The organism is Pseudomonas sp. LBUM1641, from assembly GCF_059716235.1.
In genome coordinates, this window is the sequence record NZ_CP166815.1 from 5,697,111 (window position 1) to 5,712,953 (window position 15,843).

18 protein-coding genes are annotated in these 15,843 nt (G+C 59.6%); 8 read left to right on the forward strand and 10 right to left on the reverse strand.

The window, feature by feature from the left end:
- Nucleotides 1–148 precede the first annotated feature (148 nt).
- Nucleotides 149–2,050, reverse strand: a complete 1,902-nt coding sequence (locus tag ACA046_RS26200) for a potassium transporter Kup (protein ID WP_459023436.1) — start codon at nt 2,048–2,050, stop codon at nt 149–151.
- A 301-nt stretch (nt 2,051–2,351) separates the two neighbouring features.
- Between ACA046_RS26200 and rimO the strand changes: the two genes are divergently transcribed.
- The 5 genes from rimO to tsaA all read left to right on the forward strand — a co-directional run bounded on the left by rimO (nt 2,352) and on the right by tsaA (nt 6,288).
- Nucleotides 2,352–3,692: a 30S ribosomal protein S12 methylthiotransferase RimO gene (rimO, locus tag ACA046_RS26205; RefSeq protein ID WP_459023438.1), complete on the forward strand. Its 1,341-nt coding sequence runs from the start codon at nt 2,352–2,354 to the stop codon at nt 3,690–3,692.
- A 103-nt stretch (nt 3,693–3,795) separates the two neighbouring features.
- Nucleotides 3,796–4,269 carry a GNAT family N-acetyltransferase gene (locus ACA046_RS26210; RefSeq protein ID WP_076015379.1) on the forward strand — a complete coding sequence of 158 codons (474 nt, stop codon included), beginning with the start codon at nt 3,796–3,798 and terminating at the stop codon, nt 4,267–4,269.
- Nucleotides 4,270–4,340: 71 nt separating this feature from the next.
- Entirely contained in the window at nt 4,341–5,051 is a 711-nt protein-coding gene (locus ACA046_RS26215) for an rRNA pseudouridine synthase (RefSeq protein ID WP_003208627.1), read from the forward strand.
- Between the two features lie 77 nt (nt 5,052–5,128).
- Nucleotides 5,129–5,596 carry a YehS family protein gene (locus ACA046_RS26220; protein ID WP_076015381.1) on the forward strand — a complete coding sequence of 156 codons (468 nt, stop codon included), beginning with the start codon at nt 5,129–5,131 and terminating at the stop codon, nt 5,594–5,596.
- Nucleotides 5,593–6,288 carry a tRNA (N6-threonylcarbamoyladenosine(37)-N6)-methyltransferase TrmO gene (gene tsaA / locus ACA046_RS26225; protein ID WP_497675255.1) on the forward strand — a complete coding sequence of 232 codons (696 nt, stop codon included), beginning with the start codon at nt 5,593–5,595 and terminating at the stop codon, nt 6,286–6,288. Before ACA046_RS26220 ends, tsaA begins: the two co-directional genes overlap by 4 nt.
- Nucleotides 6,289–6,470: 182 nt before the next feature.
- Here tsaA and fpr read toward each other — a convergent pair whose 3' ends face one another.
- Nucleotides 6,471–7,250, reverse strand: coding sequence for a ferredoxin-NADP reductase (gene fpr, locus ACA046_RS26230; RefSeq protein ID WP_003189055.1), 780 nt, complete (start codon nt 7,248–7,250; stop codon nt 6,471–6,473).
- 124 nt (nt 7,251–7,374) lie between these two features.
- Between fpr and ACA046_RS26235 the strand changes: the two genes are divergently transcribed.
- Nucleotides 7,375–8,301: a LysR family transcriptional regulator gene (locus ACA046_RS26235; protein ID WP_003208633.1), complete on the forward strand. Its 927-nt coding sequence runs from the start codon at nt 7,375–7,377 to the stop codon at nt 8,299–8,301.
- Here ACA046_RS26235 and ACA046_RS26240 read toward each other — a convergent pair.
- From ACA046_RS26240 to ACA046_RS26250, 3 genes are all read right to left on the reverse strand, one after another.
- A complete protein-coding gene (locus tag ACA046_RS26240; protein ID WP_459023443.1) occupies nt 8,298–8,660 on the reverse strand; it encodes a diacylglycerol kinase in 363 nt (120 codons plus the stop codon). The two genes, ACA046_RS26235 and ACA046_RS26240, sit on opposite strands and share 4 nt — an antisense overlap.
- A gap of 75 nt (nt 8,661–8,735) precedes the next feature.
- On the reverse strand, nt 8,736–9,386 hold the full coding sequence (erdR, locus tag ACA046_RS26245; RefSeq protein ID WP_003208636.1) for a response regulator transcription factor ErdR: 651 nt from the start codon (nt 9,384–9,386) through the stop codon (nt 8,736–8,738).
- 254 nt (nt 9,387–9,640) lie between these two features.
- Nucleotides 9,641–10,351 carry a tRNA-uridine aminocarboxypropyltransferase gene (locus tag ACA046_RS26250; RefSeq protein WP_459023446.1) on the reverse strand — a complete coding sequence of 237 codons (711 nt, stop codon included), beginning with the start codon at nt 10,349–10,351 and terminating at the stop codon, nt 9,641–9,643.
- Between the two features lie 205 nt (nt 10,352–10,556).
- Here ACA046_RS26250 and ACA046_RS26255 point away from each other — a divergent pair, with 205 nt between their 5' ends.
- Both ACA046_RS26255 and ACA046_RS26260 read left to right on the forward strand, forming a co-directional pair.
- Nucleotides 10,557–10,997, forward strand: a complete 441-nt coding sequence (locus ACA046_RS26255) for a PA3611 family quorum-sensing-regulated virulence factor (protein ID WP_459023448.1) — start codon at nt 10,557–10,559, stop codon at nt 10,995–10,997.
- Between the two features lie 375 nt (nt 10,998–11,372).
- Nucleotides 11,373–12,482 carry an LOG family protein gene (locus tag ACA046_RS26260; protein ID WP_497675256.1) on the forward strand — a complete coding sequence of 370 codons (1,110 nt, stop codon included), beginning with the start codon at nt 11,373–11,375 and terminating at the stop codon, nt 12,480–12,482.
- 121 nt (nt 12,483–12,603) lie between these two features.
- On the opposite strand, the gene recX is transcribed toward ACA046_RS26260, so the two are convergent.
- From recX to ACA046_RS26285, 5 genes are all read right to left on the reverse strand, one after another.
- On the reverse strand, nt 12,604–13,071 hold the full coding sequence (gene recX / locus ACA046_RS26265; RefSeq protein WP_459023452.1) for a recombination regulator RecX: 468 nt from the start codon (nt 13,069–13,071) through the stop codon (nt 12,604–12,606).
- An 8-nt stretch (nt 13,072–13,079) separates the two neighbouring features.
- The gene (gene recA / locus ACA046_RS26270) at nt 13,080–14,132 is read right to left on the reverse strand and encodes a recombinase RecA (RefSeq protein WP_076015387.1); all 1,053 of its coding nucleotides are present in this window, start codon (nt 14,130–14,132) and stop codon (nt 13,080–13,082) included.
- Nucleotides 14,133–14,215: 83 nt separating this feature from the next.
- The gene (locus tag ACA046_RS26275) at nt 14,216–14,716 is read right to left on the reverse strand and encodes a CinA family protein (RefSeq protein ID WP_497675257.1); all 501 of its coding nucleotides are present in this window, start codon (nt 14,714–14,716) and stop codon (nt 14,216–14,218) included.
- A 71-nt stretch (nt 14,717–14,787) separates the two neighbouring features.
- On the reverse strand, nt 14,788–15,300 hold the full coding sequence (locus tag ACA046_RS26280; protein ID WP_497675258.1) for a lysis system i-spanin subunit Rz: 513 nt from the start codon (nt 15,298–15,300) through the stop codon (nt 14,788–14,790).
- A complete protein-coding gene (locus ACA046_RS26285) occupies nt 15,288–15,839 on the reverse strand; it encodes a glycoside hydrolase family 19 protein (RefSeq protein WP_497675259.1) in 552 nt (183 codons plus the stop codon). Before ACA046_RS26285 ends, ACA046_RS26280 begins: the two co-directional genes overlap by 13 nt.
- Nucleotides 15,840–15,843 lie beyond the last annotated feature (4 nt).

Genomic DNA, 15,843 nt, shown 5'->3' on the forward strand with positions numbered 1-15,843 from the left:
CTTTTTGTTGATTGCACGTAGCAGCTGTCGAGCCCCGGCGAGGCTGCGTCGGCAGCACCGCCGCTTCACGATCAGACCTCTGGACCAGGTCGCGCCCCTCGCAGCCTCGCCAAGGCTCGACAGCTGCTACGGGGGACGCTGCCAGGGCTTACATTTCTACCTGGGTACCGAGCTCGATCACCCGGTTAACCGGCAGCTTGAAGAAGCGCAGGTTGCCGTTGGCGTTCTTGAGCATGAAGGCGAACAACCCTTCGCGCCAGCGCGCCATGCCCTTGATGCGGGAGGCGATCACGGTTTCGCGGCTGAGGAAGTAGGTGGTGCGCATCGGGCTGAAGTCCAGGTCATCCAGATGGCACAGCTTCAGCGCCTCGGGCACGTCCGGCTCGTCGACGAAACCGAAGTGCAGGATCACCCGGAAGAAACCCTCGCCATAGGAATCGACCTCGAACCGACGCTGGGCGGGTACACGCGGGATGTCTTCGTAGACCACCGTCAACAGCACCACCTGCTCGTGCAATACCTGGTTATGCAGCAGGTTATGCAACAAAGCGTGAGGCACGGCATCCGGACGCGCGGTCAGGAACACTGCCGTGCCTTGCACGCGATGCGGCGGCTGCACACGGATGCTGCTGATAAAGATCGGCAGCGGCAGCCCACCTTCATCCAGCCGGTCCACCAGCAGCTCCTTGCCGCGCTTCCAGGTGGTCATGAGGATAAACAGCACAATCCCCGCCAATACCGGAAAGGCACCGCCCTGGACGATCTTCGGCACGTTGGCGGCGAAGAACAGCCCGTCCACCAGCAGGAACCCGACCAATACCGGGATTGCCAGTACCGGCGGCCATTTCCACAGCAACAGCATCACCGCCGACACCAGAATGCTGGTGATCAACATGGTGCCCGTCACCGCCACACCGTAGGCCGAAGCCAGGGCGTTGGAGGACTCGAAGCCCAGCACCAGCAGGATCACACCCACCATCAGTGACCAGTTCACCGCGCCGATGTAGATCTGGCCTTGCTCGGCGCTGGAAGTGTGCTGGATATGCATGCGCGGGATGTAACCGAGCTGGATCGCCTGACGGGTCAGGGAGAACGCCCCGGAGATCACCGCTTGGGAAGCAATCACGGTGGCCAAAGTGGACAACGCCACCAGCGGGACCAGAGCCCACTCCGGTGCCAGCAGGTAGAACGGGTTGCGGGCTGCCTCTGGATTTTCCAGCAGCAGCGCGCCCTGGCCAAAGTAGTTGAGCACCAACGCCGGCAGCACCAGGGCGAACCAGGCACGGGCAATCGGCTTGCGTCCGAAGTGGCCCATGTCGGCGTACAGCGCTTCGGCGCCGGTCAATGCCAGTACCACCGCACCGAGAATCGCCACGCCCATACCTGGGTGAACGATGAAGAAGCGCACGCCCCACACAGGGTTGAGGGCGTTGAGCACCTCAGGGTGCTGGATGATTCCATGGATGCCCAGGCCGGCCAACACCAGGAACCACAGCACCATCACCGGGCCGAACAGCTTGCCGATGCGGTCAGTGCCATGTTTCTGGATCAGGAACAGCCCGACCAGCACCACCAGCGAAAGCGGCACTACCCAGCGCTCAAGGCCATCAAACGCCAGTTCCAGGCCTTCGACCGCCGACAATACCGAGATCGCCGGGGTGATCATGCTGTCGCCGTAAAACAGCGCCGCGCCGATCAGGCCGAGAATCACCAGCACCGAACGCAACTTGGGGTAAGGTGCCGCCGCCCGCCGGGCCAAAGCCGTCAGGGCCATGATGCCGCCCTCGCCCTGGTTATCCGCGCGCAGGATAAACAGCACGTACTTGATCGAAACGACCCAGACCAGCGACCAGAAAATCAGCGCCAGGATCCCGAAGACCCCGTCGTGATTGACCTGAACCCCATAACCGCCAGCAAACACCTCTTTAAGGGTGTAGAGCGGGCTGGTACCGATATCGCCGTAAACCACCCCCACTGCCGCCACCAGCATGCCGATCGGCTTTGCGTTGGACTGCTCGGCACCTGCTGCCTGACTACTTGCCTGACCCATCAACCACTCCTGCCCTTTGACCTGCGGTCTTTTATAAACAGCGCGCCTGCTGCGGGCGCCTATGCTGTCCACAGCATGCGCTGTTTTACTTCTCGTTACAGACGATTTATTGACCGAGGAAATTCACTCAGGTGCAACGGCGCGAAGCATAGCGCAGCACTCGTCGTATTTCCCTGCATAAAGCTGGTCAAGAGCGATTCCCGTCGATAGAATTGCGCACTTTTTGATCAGAGGCGCGCTAAGCGCCCGTCCGCAGCCTTTCGTGCACGACTGGCGGCGTCATTCAATACCGAGGTTAGACATGTCCACCACCATCGCAAAAGCCAACCCCAAGGTCGGCTTTGTATCCCTGGGTTGCCCAAAGGCTCTGGTCGACTCCGAACGCATCCTTACCCAACTGCGCATGGAAGGTTATGACGTCGTGTCCACCTACCAGGACGCGGACGTGGTGGTGGTCAACACCTGCGGCTTCATCGACTCGGCCAAGGCAGAGTCCCTGGAAGTGATCGGCGAAGCCATCAAGGAAAACGGCAAGGTGATCGTCACCGGCTGCATGGGCGTGGAAGAAGGCACCATCCGCAACGTGCACCCGAGCGTGCTGGCCGTGACCGGCCCGCAGCAGTACGAGCAAGTGGTCAACGCCGTGCACCAGGTAGTGCCGCCGCGCCAGGACCACAACCCGCTGATCGACCTGGTGCCGCCGCAAGGCATCAAGCTGACTCCGCGCCATTACGCGTACCTGAAGATTTCCGAAGGCTGCAACCACAGCTGCAGCTTCTGCATCATCCCGTCGATGCGCGGCAAGCTGGTAAGCCGCCCGGTGGGTGACGTACTGGACGAGGCCCAGCGCCTGGTCAAATCCGGCGTGAAAGAGCTGCTGGTGATCTCCCAGGACACCAGCGCCTACGGCGTCGACGTCAAATACCGCACCGGTTTCTGGAACGGCGCGCCGGTGAAAACCCGCATGACCGAGCTCTGCGAAGCCCTGAGCAGCCTCGGTGTATGGGTGCGCCTGCACTACGTTTACCCGTACCCGCACGTTGACGAGCTGATCCCGCTGATGGCCGCCGGCAAGATTCTGCCGTACCTGGACATCCCGTTCCAGCACGCCAGCCCGAAGATCCTCAAGGCCATGAAACGCCCGGCCTTCGAAGACAAGACCCTGGCGCGCATCAAGAACTGGCGCGAGATCTGCCCGGAACTGATCATCCGTTCCACCTTCATCGTCGGCTTCCCCGGCGAAACCGAAGAAGACTTCCAGTACCTGCTGGACTGGCTGACCGAGGCCCAACTGGACCGCGTCGGCTGCTTCCAGTACTCCCCGGTGGAAGGTGCTCCGGCCAACCTGCTGGACGCTGCCATCGTGCCGGACGACGTCAAGCAGGACCGCTGGGAGCGCTTCATGGCGCACCAGCAGGCCATCAGCTCGGCGCGCCTGCAACTGCGCATCGGCCGTGAGATCGAAGTACTGATCGACGAAGTCGACGAGCAAGGCGCGGTTGGCCGTTGCTTCTTCGATGCGCCGGAAATCGACGGCAACGTGTTCATCGACGATGCCAGCGACTTGAAGCCGGGTGACAAGGTCTGGTGCACCGTGACCGACGCCGACGAGTACGACCTGTGGGCTGAAAAGCGCGCATAAGATGTAAAGAATTGAAAAAGCCCTGCTTCTGGACAAGATGCGGGGCTTTTTTAGGTCTATCGTTTGGCCCATCAGCGCCAAACATCAGCAAGGGGCAGCGGGCATGCGTCAGCATTCGGTTATCCATACACCCAAATCCAGCGACTATCAGGAACTGACCCGTATCTGGGAGGCTTCGGTGCGGGCCACCCATGATTTCCTGCCGGACAGTTACATCGAGTTGCTGAAAAACCTGGTGCTGACCCGCTACCTCGACGCGGTGATGCTGATCTGCACCAAGGACTCGCGCCAACGCATCACCGGGTTTGCCGGAGTGGCGGCGGGCAAGGTCGAGATGCTGTTTATCGATCCCGAGCACCGTGGCCAGGGCCTAGGCCGGCAATTGCTGCGCTATGCCATCGAGTCCATGAACGCCGACCAACTCGACGTCAACGAACAGAACCCGCAGGCCTTGGGTTTTTACTTCAAGCAAGGCTTTGAGGTGATCGGACGCACGGACCATGACGGCATGGGCCAGCCTTATCCGTTGCTGCACATGCGTTTGCGCCAGGCCCAGCAACAGGCACGTCGCGGCTAAATGAAATGGAGCCGGGATTAACCGGCGCCACACAGGTACAATAGCCGCCCCCTTTTGTTTCGGCCCTTGTCATGACTGAACCCCTACGCCTCTCCAAACGCCTCATCGAACTGGTCGGTTGCTCCCGTCGGGAGGCTGAGCTGTTCATCGAAGGCGGCTGGGTCACGGTGGACGGCGAAGTGATCGACGAGCCGCAGTTCAAGGTCACCACCCAGAAGGTCGAGCTTGACCCTGAGGCCAAGGCCACTGCACCGGAGCCGGTGACCATCCTGTTCCACGCGCCTGCCGGTGTGGATGCCGAGACGGCCATGGCGTCGATCAACGCCGAGACCCTGTCGGAAGAACACCGCTTCAGCAAGCGCCCGCTCAAAGGCCACTTCCTGCGCCTGACCGCCAGCAGCGACCTGCAAGCCAAGGCCAGCGGCCTGTTGGTGTTCACCCAGGACTGGAAGATCCTGCGCAAGCTGACCGCTGACGCGAACAAGATCGAACAGGAATACGTGGTGGAAGTGTCCGGCGACATGGTCGCCCACGGCCTGAACCGCCTCAACCACGGCCTGACCTACAAAGGTAAGGAATTGCCAGCGGTGAAAGCCAGCTGGCAGAACGAGAACCGCCTGCGCTTTGCGTTGAAAAACCCGCAACCGGGTGTGATTGCCTTGTTCTGCGAAGCCGTTGGCCTGAAAGTCGTCGCCATTCGACGCATCCGCATTGGCGGAGTCTCCATCGGCAAAGTGCCGGTAGGCCAATGGCGTTATCTGTCCGGCAAAGAAAAGTTCTAAGACTTTTTTCGCCGCCGAATCTCTCGATACCGCCTGCCTGGGCGGTGTCCACAGTTGAATGACCAGGATTGCCCACCATGATTCACAACGACGTACTGCGCAGTGTGCGCTACATGCTCGACATCAGCGACAACAAGATGGTCGAGATCATCAAGCTCGGCGGCATGGAAGTCACCAAGGACGACCTGCTGACCTACCTCAAGAAAGACGAGGAAGAAGGCTTCGTGTTCTGCCCTGATGAAGTCATGGCGCATTTCCTCGATGGCCTGGTGATCTTCAAGCGCGGCAAGGACGAAACCCGCCCACCGCAGCCAATTGAACTGCCGGTGACCAACAACATCATCCTGAAGAAACTGCGCGTTGCCTTCGAACTGAAGGAAGACGACATGCACGCGATCCTCAAGGCTTCGGAGTTTCCGGTGTCCAAGCCTGAGCTGAGCGCGCTGTTCCGCAAGTTCGGCCACACCAACTACCGCACCTGCGGTGACCAGTTGCTGCGCAACTTCCTCAAGGGCCTGACCCTGCGCGTTCGCGTAAGCCCGTGACCTACACCGTCTCGCCCATCGGTTTTGTCCGCTCCTGTTTCAAGGAGAAGTTCGCCATCCCGCGCCAGCCACAACTGGCGCCCGCCGCCCGAGGCGTGCTGGAACTGGTGGCGCCGTTCGACCAGGGTGAGGCGGTGCAGGGTTTGGAGCAGGTCAGCAATGTGTGGCTGCTGTTCCTGTTCCACCAGGCACTGGAAGACAAGCCCCGCCTGAAAGTGCGCCCGCCGCGCCTGGGGGGCAACAAGTCCATGGGTGTGTTCGCTACTCGCGCGACCCACCGGCCGAATGGCATTGGCCAATCGGTGGTCAAGCTGGACAAGGTGGAGGACGGCCGCCTGTGGATATCCGGCATCGACCTGCTGGATGGCACACCGATTCTCGATATCAAGCCGTACGTGCCGTACGCAGACATCGTTGATACCGCGACCAACAGCATCGCCAGCGCTGCGCCACAGCTGATTCCCGTGCAGTGGCTGAAGACTGCGCTGCAACAGGCACAAGGCCACGCTCAGCGCCTTGACGAGCCATTGGTGGCGTTGATCGAGCAGTGTCTGGCGCAGGACCCACGGCCGGCGTACCAAACGCCGGGGCCAGAGCGGGAATATGGGGCGCAGTTCTGGGATGTGGACGTGCGGTGGCACTATCCCGAGGCCGGGATGATTTGTGTGCTGGAAGTGATTGCGGCCAAGTAAATCCCGAAAACAAAAAAGCCCGCGCTGCCTTTACAGGCAACGCGGGCTTTTCTTTGGTGACTCAGTCACCTGTAGGAGCGAGCTTGCTCGCGAAGAACGCAAGTACACCGCGCTAATCCAGGATACCCGCGTTATCGTTAACGTTTTTCGCGAGCAAGCTCGCTCCTACAAGTGACCCACGGTCACTTCTCGACGAACGCACGCTCGATCAAGTAGTCACCCGGCTCACGCATACGCGGGGAAACCTTCAGACCGAAGCTGTTCAGCACTTCGCTGGTTTCATCCAGCATACTCGGGCTGCCGCACAGCATGGCGCGGTCGTCTTCAGGATTGATCGGCGGCAGGCCGATGTCACTGAACAGCTTGCCGCTGCGCATCAGGTCGGTCAGGCGGCCTTCGTTTTCGAACGGCTCGCGGGTCACGGTCGGGTAGTAGATCAACTTGTCACGCAGGGCCTCGCCGAAGAACTCGTTCTGCGGCAAGTGCTCGGTGATGAATTCGCGGTAGGCGACTTCGTTGACGTAACGCACGCCGTGGCACAGGATCACTTTTTCGAAACGCTCGTAGGTTTCCGGGTCCTGGATCACGCTCATGAATGGCGCGAGGCCGGTACCGGTGCTGAGCAGGTACAGGTGTTTGCCCGGCTTCAAATCGTCAAGCACCAGGGTGCCCGTCGGTTTTTTGCTGATGATGATCTCGTCGCCTTCCTTCAAGTGCTGCAATTGGGAAGTCAGCGGGCCATCGGGCACTTTGATGCTGAAAAACTCCAGATGCTCTTCCCAGTTCGGGCTGGCAATGGAGTAAGCGCGCATGAGCGGGCGGCCATTAGGCTGTTGCAGGCCGATCATCACGAACTGACCGTTCTCGAAGCGCAGGCCCGGATCGCGGGTGCACTTGAAGCTGAACAGAGTGTCGTTCCAGTGATGAACACTGAGGACACGCTCGTGGTTCATGTTGCTCATGTACGGGGGACTCCTGGAAATGGGTCTGCGCCAAATGATGGATGCGCAATTGCACAGCATTCTAATGGCGGCGACAATATCTGTTAACTGGATTATTAAGATAAGGGTTATCGGTTATATCGATATGCGATTTACTCTACGTCAACTGCAAGTCTTCGTCGCCGTCGCCCAGCAGGAAAGCGTCTCGCGCGCTGCTGGCCTTCTGGCCTTATCTCAATCCGCCGCCAGCACCTCGATTACCGAGCTGGAGCGTCAATCCAGCTGCCAATTATTCGACCGCGCCGGTAAACGCCTGAGCCTCAACGCCCTCGGGCATCAGCTATTGCCCCAGGCAGTGGCGCTGCTGGACCAGGCCAAGGAGATCGAGGACCTGCTCAACGGCAAGTCGGGCTTCGGCTCCCTGGCTGTCGGCGCGACCCTGACCATCGGCAATTACCTGGCCACGCTGCTGATCGGCAGCTTCATGCAGCAGCATCCCGAGAGCCAAGTGAAGCTGCATGTGCAGAACACTGCGCATATCGTGCATCAGGTGGCGCACTACGAAATTGATCTGGGTCTAATCGAAGGTGACTGCAGCCACCCGGACATCGAGGTGCAAACCTGGGTGGAAGACGAGTTGGTGGTGTTCTGTGCGCCCCAGCATCATCTGGCCAAGCGCGGCCAGGCAACCATGGAAGAGTTGACCCATGAGGCGTGGATCCTGCGGGAACAAGGCTCCGGTACGCGCCTGACCTTTGACCAGGCCATGCGGCATCACCGCAGCGCGCTGAATATCCGCCTGGAGCTGGAACACACCGAGGCGATCAAACGGGCGGTGGAATCAGGATTGGGGATTGGCTGCATTTCCCGACTGGCGCTGCGCGACGCCTTCCGGCGCGGCAGCCTGGTACCGGTGGAAACCCCGGACCTGGACCTGGCCCGGCAGTTCTACTTCATCTGGCACAAGCAGAAGTACCAGACCTCGGCCATGCGCGAATTTCTCGAGCTGTGCCGTTCCTTTACCGCCGGGGTGCAGCGCAGCGACGAGATTGTACTGCCGACCATTGCTTAGATCAGGATCACGGCCCACACCAGGGTAATCATGGTCAGCGCGACGAACTGCGCGGCGCTGCCCATGTCCTTGGCGTTTTTCGACAAGGGGTGCAGGTCCAGGGAAATCCGGTCGATCGCCGCTTCAACTGCGGAGTTGAGCAACTCGACGATCAACGCCAGCAAGCACACCGCAATCAGCAGCGCCCGCTCTACCCGGGTGACATTCAGGAAGAAACTCAGCGGGATCAGGATGACGTTGAGCAACACCAACTGACGAAAAGCCGCCTCGCCGGTGAATGCCGCACGCAGGCCATCCAGGGAATATCCCCCCGCGTTGAAGATACGTTTGATACCGGTTTGACCTTTGAAAGGCGACATAGAGTAGGCAACTGAGCAAAAAGGTGTGGGGAAACTAGAGCACGCAAAGTCAAAAAAACGTGAATGAACAGCGTCTTAATGCTGCGAAATTGACTCAAGTTGTTGCAAGAGCAGCGCCGCCTGGGTCCGCGTACGCACGCCCAGCTTGCGGAAAATCGCCGTAACGTGGGCTTTGATGGTCGCTTCCGACACGCTCAACTCGTAGGCAATCTGCTTGTTCAGCAAGCCTTCGCAGACCATGGTCAGCACGCGAAACTGCTGGGGCGTCAGGCTGGCCAGGCCATCACGGGCGGCCTTGGCTTCGTCGGAGACATTGATCTCTTCAAAGGCCTGCGGCGGCCAGGAGACATCGCCATCCAACACCGTGCGCACGGCTTTCTGGATGTCTTCCATGGAGCTGGACTTGGGAATGAAACCGCTGGCACCGAACTCCTTGGAGCGCACCACCACCGAAGCCTCTTCCTGGGCCGAGACCATCACCACCGGAATCTGCGGGTATTGCCCGCGCAACAGCACCAGCCCGGAAAAACCGTAGGCACCGGGCATGTTCAGGTCCAGCAGAACCAGGTCCCAGTCGGATTTTTCAGTGAGGCGGGTTTCCAGCTCGGCAATGCTGGCCACTTCGACGAGGCGTACATCTGGCCCCAGGCCCAGCGTGACCGCCTGGTGCAGCGCGCTGCGAAACAGCGGGTGGTCATCGGCAATCAGGATTTCGTATGTGGCCATTTATTAAATGATCCTGTTTTTTATGGGGGCACTGATGGGTTCAGTGCTCGCCAACACGCAAGGTGGCTGCCAGGCCAGCAGTCACCAAAGGGCGCGCTCAACGTCAAAAGACGACGTATCCAATCGGTGACAGCGCCCCAATCGGCGCCAAGCATGCCCAGCGTAGCCTGGGTGGTCAAGCGCTACGCCCGTGGCCATTCTAGCGGGCTGCGCATTTGCGCGGCCATCATGCAAAGGTCGGCTGGCCATGACACCTATAGATAAGGTGCAAGGCGAGTATGGACGACATCGGCCGGGTCCAGCGCCAGCTGAAATTTGGCGGCCAGGTAGTGGGTGCTGAATACATCCAGATAAGCATCCAGCACTTCGCTGGCCGCCTGGTCTTCAGCCAGTTCCAGGCACAGCGCGGCGACTTCAGCGGTACAGAAGTGGTCATCACGCTTGGAGCGGCGCAGCTTGTAGCGCGACAGTTGCTCGGGCGCCAGGCTCAGCACCGGCAAGTGCTCCAGGTACGGGCTCTTGCGGAACATCTTGCGCGCCTCACTCCAGGTGCCGTCCAGCAAAATGAACAGTGGGCGCTTGCCCTCCTCCAGCTTGACCTGATTGACCACCCGCTCCGGGGCCACGAATTCGCCGGGGAATACGATGTACGGTTGCCATTGCGGATCAGCCAGCAAGGTCAGCAATTCGGGTTCGACCTCAGTCCGCGACCAGGGGAACGCCGTCGTGTCGTTGATCACATCGGCAATCAGCCAGCCGGTGTTGCTGGGTTTCATCGGCTCTACGTCATGCATCAGCAGGCACATGCCGGATTTGGCCTGGACCTTGGGCCGCCACGCGCACAGGCAATACTCGGGAATTACCCGGCAGCCGGGGCAGCGCTCGGCACGCGAGCCTCGCGCCACAAACGGCTTTACGGCGCGCGCCAGGCGCTGGGTGCGCAAACGGGACACGGCATGGCTCATCGGATGCGCCGCAGGAAAGTAAAAATCGACACGGATAGAACTCAGGAAGGCAAAAGTTACCGCAGTTTACCAGAGGCACCCTCGCCTACCTGCACTTCCCGGCAATAGCTGGCCGTAATGGCAGGCGGTCACCTATAATCCCGCGCCACTGAACGCACAGCGCAGTGGCTGGTCTATGCACCAGTAACCGAATCAGGAGAGTTTTATGCTGCGTCTTATGCTGCGCATTGTTGTTCCGTCCGTCGCCTTGGCGTTGGTCTTGCCTTTGGGTGCCCAAGCGGCCTCGTTGCTGGAGGCCCAACTGAACAGAAAGCTGCAAAGCGTCGCAGAGGAAACCAACAAAGACCTGCCACGGGAAATCGACGACAAGACCCTGGAAGTGGCCTACACCGTTGAAGGCTTGCAGCTGATTGACCATCTCAGCGTACTGCCCGACCGCGCCGAGCAAATGCGCGCCAACCCCAAGGCTGTGTACTTCCAGCTGGGTCAAAGCGTGTGCCTGAACAAGGGTTATCGCGAGCTGATGGCCAAGGGTGCGATCATGCGCTACGACATTACCGAGAATAAAACCAACCGCCCGGTGGCGTCGGTCAAGTTCCAGGAAGCAGACTGCCCCGCACCGGCTGCTGCGAAGAAGAAAAAATAAGCAATGCCCCCTGTCGCGCGCCGCTGATCAGCGGCGCGCAATATGCCCCACCGAACTATCCGTAAGTGCCCGTTCGCGGCAACGTCTAAACTCCCTCAGAAGTGATCAATAAGCGGTTGCCAGCCAAGACTTTATAGGCTCATGATCAATTCATCCTGAAAGCCTGGAACATCGGGTTTTCACACTGTTCTGTAACATTTTCAGGGCAAAAGAGGGTTGCCCTCCTGTGCGTGCAGTGCAAAGTTTTTTAAACATAAGGAACATACAGAACCGGTTTCGCCCACCTCGTTAATCAGAGGCAACGACACATGCAGTGTCGTGGTCCCGACGAATTTCTCGCCGGCACCCAGGGTTCTGTGAAGAAGGAGAAGTTGAATGCCTTACGAACCGAATGAACTCCTGATCCGTCAATTTGAAGAAAACGGCACCGACCTCACGCAGCAGGTCGAAGCGCAACTTCACCTGATTGCCCCCAACAGCCCAAATATCCCGCTTTATCGCGACATGATCTTCACCGTGTTGCGCATGGCCCAGGACGACCGCAGCCGCTGGAACGCCAAGATCACCTTGCAGGCCATCCGCGAACTGGACCACGCTTTCCGTGTGCTTGAACAATTCAAGGGCCGACGCAAAGTCACGGTGTTCGGCTCGGCGCGCACACCGGTGGAAAGCCCGCTGTATGCATTGGCACGGGAAGTGGGCGCCGTTCTGGCGCGCTCTGACCTGATGGTGATTACCGGCGGCGGCGGCGGCATTATGGCGGCCGCCCACGAAGGAGCTGGCCTGCAACACAGCCTGGGATTCAACATCACCCTGCCCTTTGAACAGCACGCCAACCCGACCATCGATGGCACCGAGAACCTGCTGTCTTTCCACTTTTTCTTTACCCGCAAGCTGTTCTTCGTCAAGGAAGCCGATGCCTTGATCCTGTGCCCGGGCGGTTTCGGCACCCTGGATGAGGCGCTTGAAGTACTCACCCTGATCCAGACCGGCAAAAGCCCGCTGGTTCCAGTGGTACTGCTGGATGCACCGGGTGGCAGCTTCTGGCAAGGCGCCCTGGACTTTATCCGCAGCCAGCTTGAAGCCAATCGCTATATCCTGCCCACCGACCTCAAGCTGGTCCGCCTGGTATACAACGCTGAAGAGGCGGTGGAAGAGATCAATCAGTTCTATGCGAACTTCCACTCCACTCGCTGGCTGAAGCGCCAATTTGTGATTCGCATGCATCATCCGTTGAGTGACCACGCACTGGCCCACCTGCAGGAGGCATTTGCCAGTCTTCGCCTCAGTGGCGACTTCCAACAGATTGCGTACACCGGCGAAGAGCATGACGAGCCAAGCTTCAGCCATTTGACGCGGCTGGTATTCAACTTCAATGGGCGCGATCAAGGCCGGTTGCGGGAATTGGTGGATTACATCAACTTGCCGGAAAACTGGGCCGAGGCTCAGGGGAAAACGCAGCAGCGGGTGACGGAGACGGCGTGACCTGACACTGAAACGAAAAAAGGCCCGCTATTTTCATAGCGGGCCTTTTTGCTTTAACTGTGCCTGAACAGGCCACCACACAGATAATCTCTACATGGCCTGGACCAAGCGCTCAGTTGGCTTAGTCATCCAGATCCTTACCACTCAACAGGCGGCTGATCATCTCCATCGAGAATCCGCGATAGCTCAAAAAGCGACCTTGCTTCGCCCGCTCCCGCGCATCAATAGGCAGATGACCGGCAAACTTGCGACGCCAGGTATCTTCCAATTGCGCCTGCCAACTGATGCCGGACTCACGCAAAGCGAGTTCGATGTCAGCACGTTGCAGGCCACGCTGGCTTAGCTCTTCACGAATTCGCGCAGGGCCGTAGCCGGATCGAGCTCGGTAGGAGACAAAACTTTCGAGGTAACGGGATTCCGACAACAGCCCTTCTTCCGTCAAGCGGTCGAGGGCTGCGTCGATCATCTCAGGATCTGCGCCGCGCTGACGCAGTTTACGCGTCAGCTCGACTCGACCATGCTCGCGTCGTGCGAGCAGGTCCATTGCAGTGCGCCTTACGGCGACGGGTGTATCCAGTACAACGCTCATCGTTTGGCTCAGATGTCAGCGTCGGCCATGTCGTCAGCCGTTTCCCGGGTGGACGTCGACTTGACGTCGGCAGTCGGGGTCAGCAGCTTGTCGCGGATCTGCTTTTCAAGCGCCGTGGCAATCTCAGGGTTGTCCTGCAGGAACTTGGCCGAGTTGGCCTTGCCCTGACCGATCTTGCTGCCGTTGTAGGCATACCAGGCACCGGACTTCTCGACGAAGCCGTGCAGCACGCCCAGGTCGATCATCTCGCCGTTCAGGTAGATACCCTTGCCGTAGAGAATCTGGAACTCAGCCTGACGGAACGGCGGAGCCACCTTGTTCTTCACGACTTTAACGCGGGTTTCGCTACCGACAACCTCGTCACCTTCCTTCACCGCGCCGGTACGACGGATGTCCAGACGGACCGAAGCGTAGAACTTCAGCGCGTTACCACCGGTGGTGGTTTCCGGGCTGCCGAACATCACACCGATCTTCATACGGATCTGGTTGATGAAGATCACCAGGCAGTTGGCGTTCTTGATGTTACCGGTGATTTTACGCAGGGCCTGGGACATCAGACGGGCTTGCAGGCCTACGTGCATGTCGCCCATTTCGCCTTCGATTTCAGCTTTGGGTACCAAGGCTGCCACGGAGTCGATGACGATCACGTCGATGGCATTGGAGCGCACCAGCATGTCGGTGATTTCCAGCGCTTGCTCACCGGTGTCCGGTTGCGAAACCAGCAGGTCGTCAACGTTGACGCCCAGCTTGCCGGCGTATTCTGGATCCAGGGCGTGCTCGGCATCGACGAACGCACAGGTGGCGCCCATTTTTTGTGCCTGGGCAATCACCGACAGGGTCAGGGTAGTTTTACCGGAAGATTCAGGGCCGTAGATTTCAACGATACGGCCTTTTGGCAGGCCGCCAATGCCGAGCGCGATATCCAGACCCAGAGAGCCAGTGGAGATAGCCGGGATCGCCTGACGGTCGTGATCGCCCATACGCATTACGGCACCCTTGCCGAATTGACGTTCGATCTGACCCAGGGCCGCAGCCAAGGCTTTCTTCTTGTTGTCGTCCATTAAAGTCCTCACGTAATCAATAAGGCCTGGCGGCCAACACCTGTATAAGTAGACAGTATTGTTCCACAAAGATCCGTGATCGCCTACCCCTGATTTTCTATTTCTGCTGCAGCTCGTCGCAACAAGCCCTCTAGCGCGGCCTTTACCGTTTGTCGGCGGACCTCGTCGCGGTTGCCGGGGAAGTGTTCGAGCTCGGCGGTGATCTCATCGCCCACGCCCCAGGCCAGCCATACAGTGCCCACCGGCTTGTCCGGAGAACCGCCATCGGGCCCGGCGACGCCGCTGACCGCTACGGCAAATCGGGCCAGGCTTTTCTCCTGGGCGCCCCGCACCATCGCCTCCACCACTTCGCGACTGACGGCACCCACTTTGGTGAACAATTCTTCCGGCACATGCAGTTGCCGAGTCTTCTGGCGATTGGAATACGTGACATAGCCTGCCTCGAACCAGGCCGAACTCCCGGGAATCCGCGTGATGGCCTCGGCGATACCGCCGCCGGTGCACGACTCGGCGGTGGTGACGTGGGCATTGAGCACCTGCAAGCGTCGGCCAAGTTCAGCGGCGAGTTGAGTAATTTCCTTCACGGTCGTCTCCTGGGGTGGGCGGGCGTTTGCCTACCCTACAGGAGCCCATGGGCCATGCAAGTTACAAGAGACTAACGCGTGACGGCCTGGACATACGCCTGGCAAGCACGCAAGGCGATCAACGCGTTATCGCCGTCGTCGGTGATGCCGATAATTCGTTGAGCATGCGCCGGGTCAAGTCGGGCTCGCGGGGCTGCATGAACCACGCTGCCGGAGGTGGCGGTGGCTGGCATTGGGCAGCCGTTGGTTGGGTCGCTGGTGTCGAGAAGGACTGACAACCGCACATCAGCAGTGGCCAGGCGATCCCGCAAGTGAGCCTGATCACGCTGTGCATCGGAAAGCTCCCGGGTGTGTTGTTGGTCGCTGGCGCTGAGTTGTTGCTCCAGTGCCAGCCGTTTGTCCTGTTCAGCCTTTTGTTGACGCTGTGCAGACTGGCTTTGCTGGCTGAGCGCTTCTGCATGCAGAGCCTCCTGGCGCTCAAGTTGTGTGCCATACCGCCAGGCCTGTACCTGCCAGGCAACCCCAGCCGAAACGGCCAACAACAGCAAAAAGCCAAGCAGGCGATACGACGTCAGGAAACCCATGACACCGCCTTCGCCCGGGCCCACAACTGCAGACGGTTCTCCAGACCGTTAAGGCCGCCATTGATGCGTCGGGTGATGGTGGTGAACTGGTCTTTGTCGGCCAGTTCGTTCAAGCCATTGCTCTGCCAGAACCACGCGGCGGACTCGCACGCCCATTGCGGCTGCTCCAGCAACTCCGGTTGCTGCAACAGACGCTCATCGCCGAACAACGCCTGGCTGCATGCCAGATAGTTGCGCCGGCCAGTAATCTGGATCAGGCCACGCCCGCGATACTTCTGGCCATCGCCGTCGGTTTCGGGGGAGTTGCCCAGGCGGGCGGCCAGGGTACCGGTGTCGTATTTGCTCAGGTATTGATCGCTGCCCAGTTCACGCACGTAGCGTAGTTCGCCGGATTCGTGGCCGATTTGAGCGAGGAAGGCGGCGATGCGTTTGGGGGTGGTGATCTGGTAGTGGGCCATGGCAGCGTTTAAAGCAGATATAAAAACGCCGGCTCTAAGGCCGGCGCCAGGCAAGATTGCCTGAAGCTGCGAAATTTGCATAAAA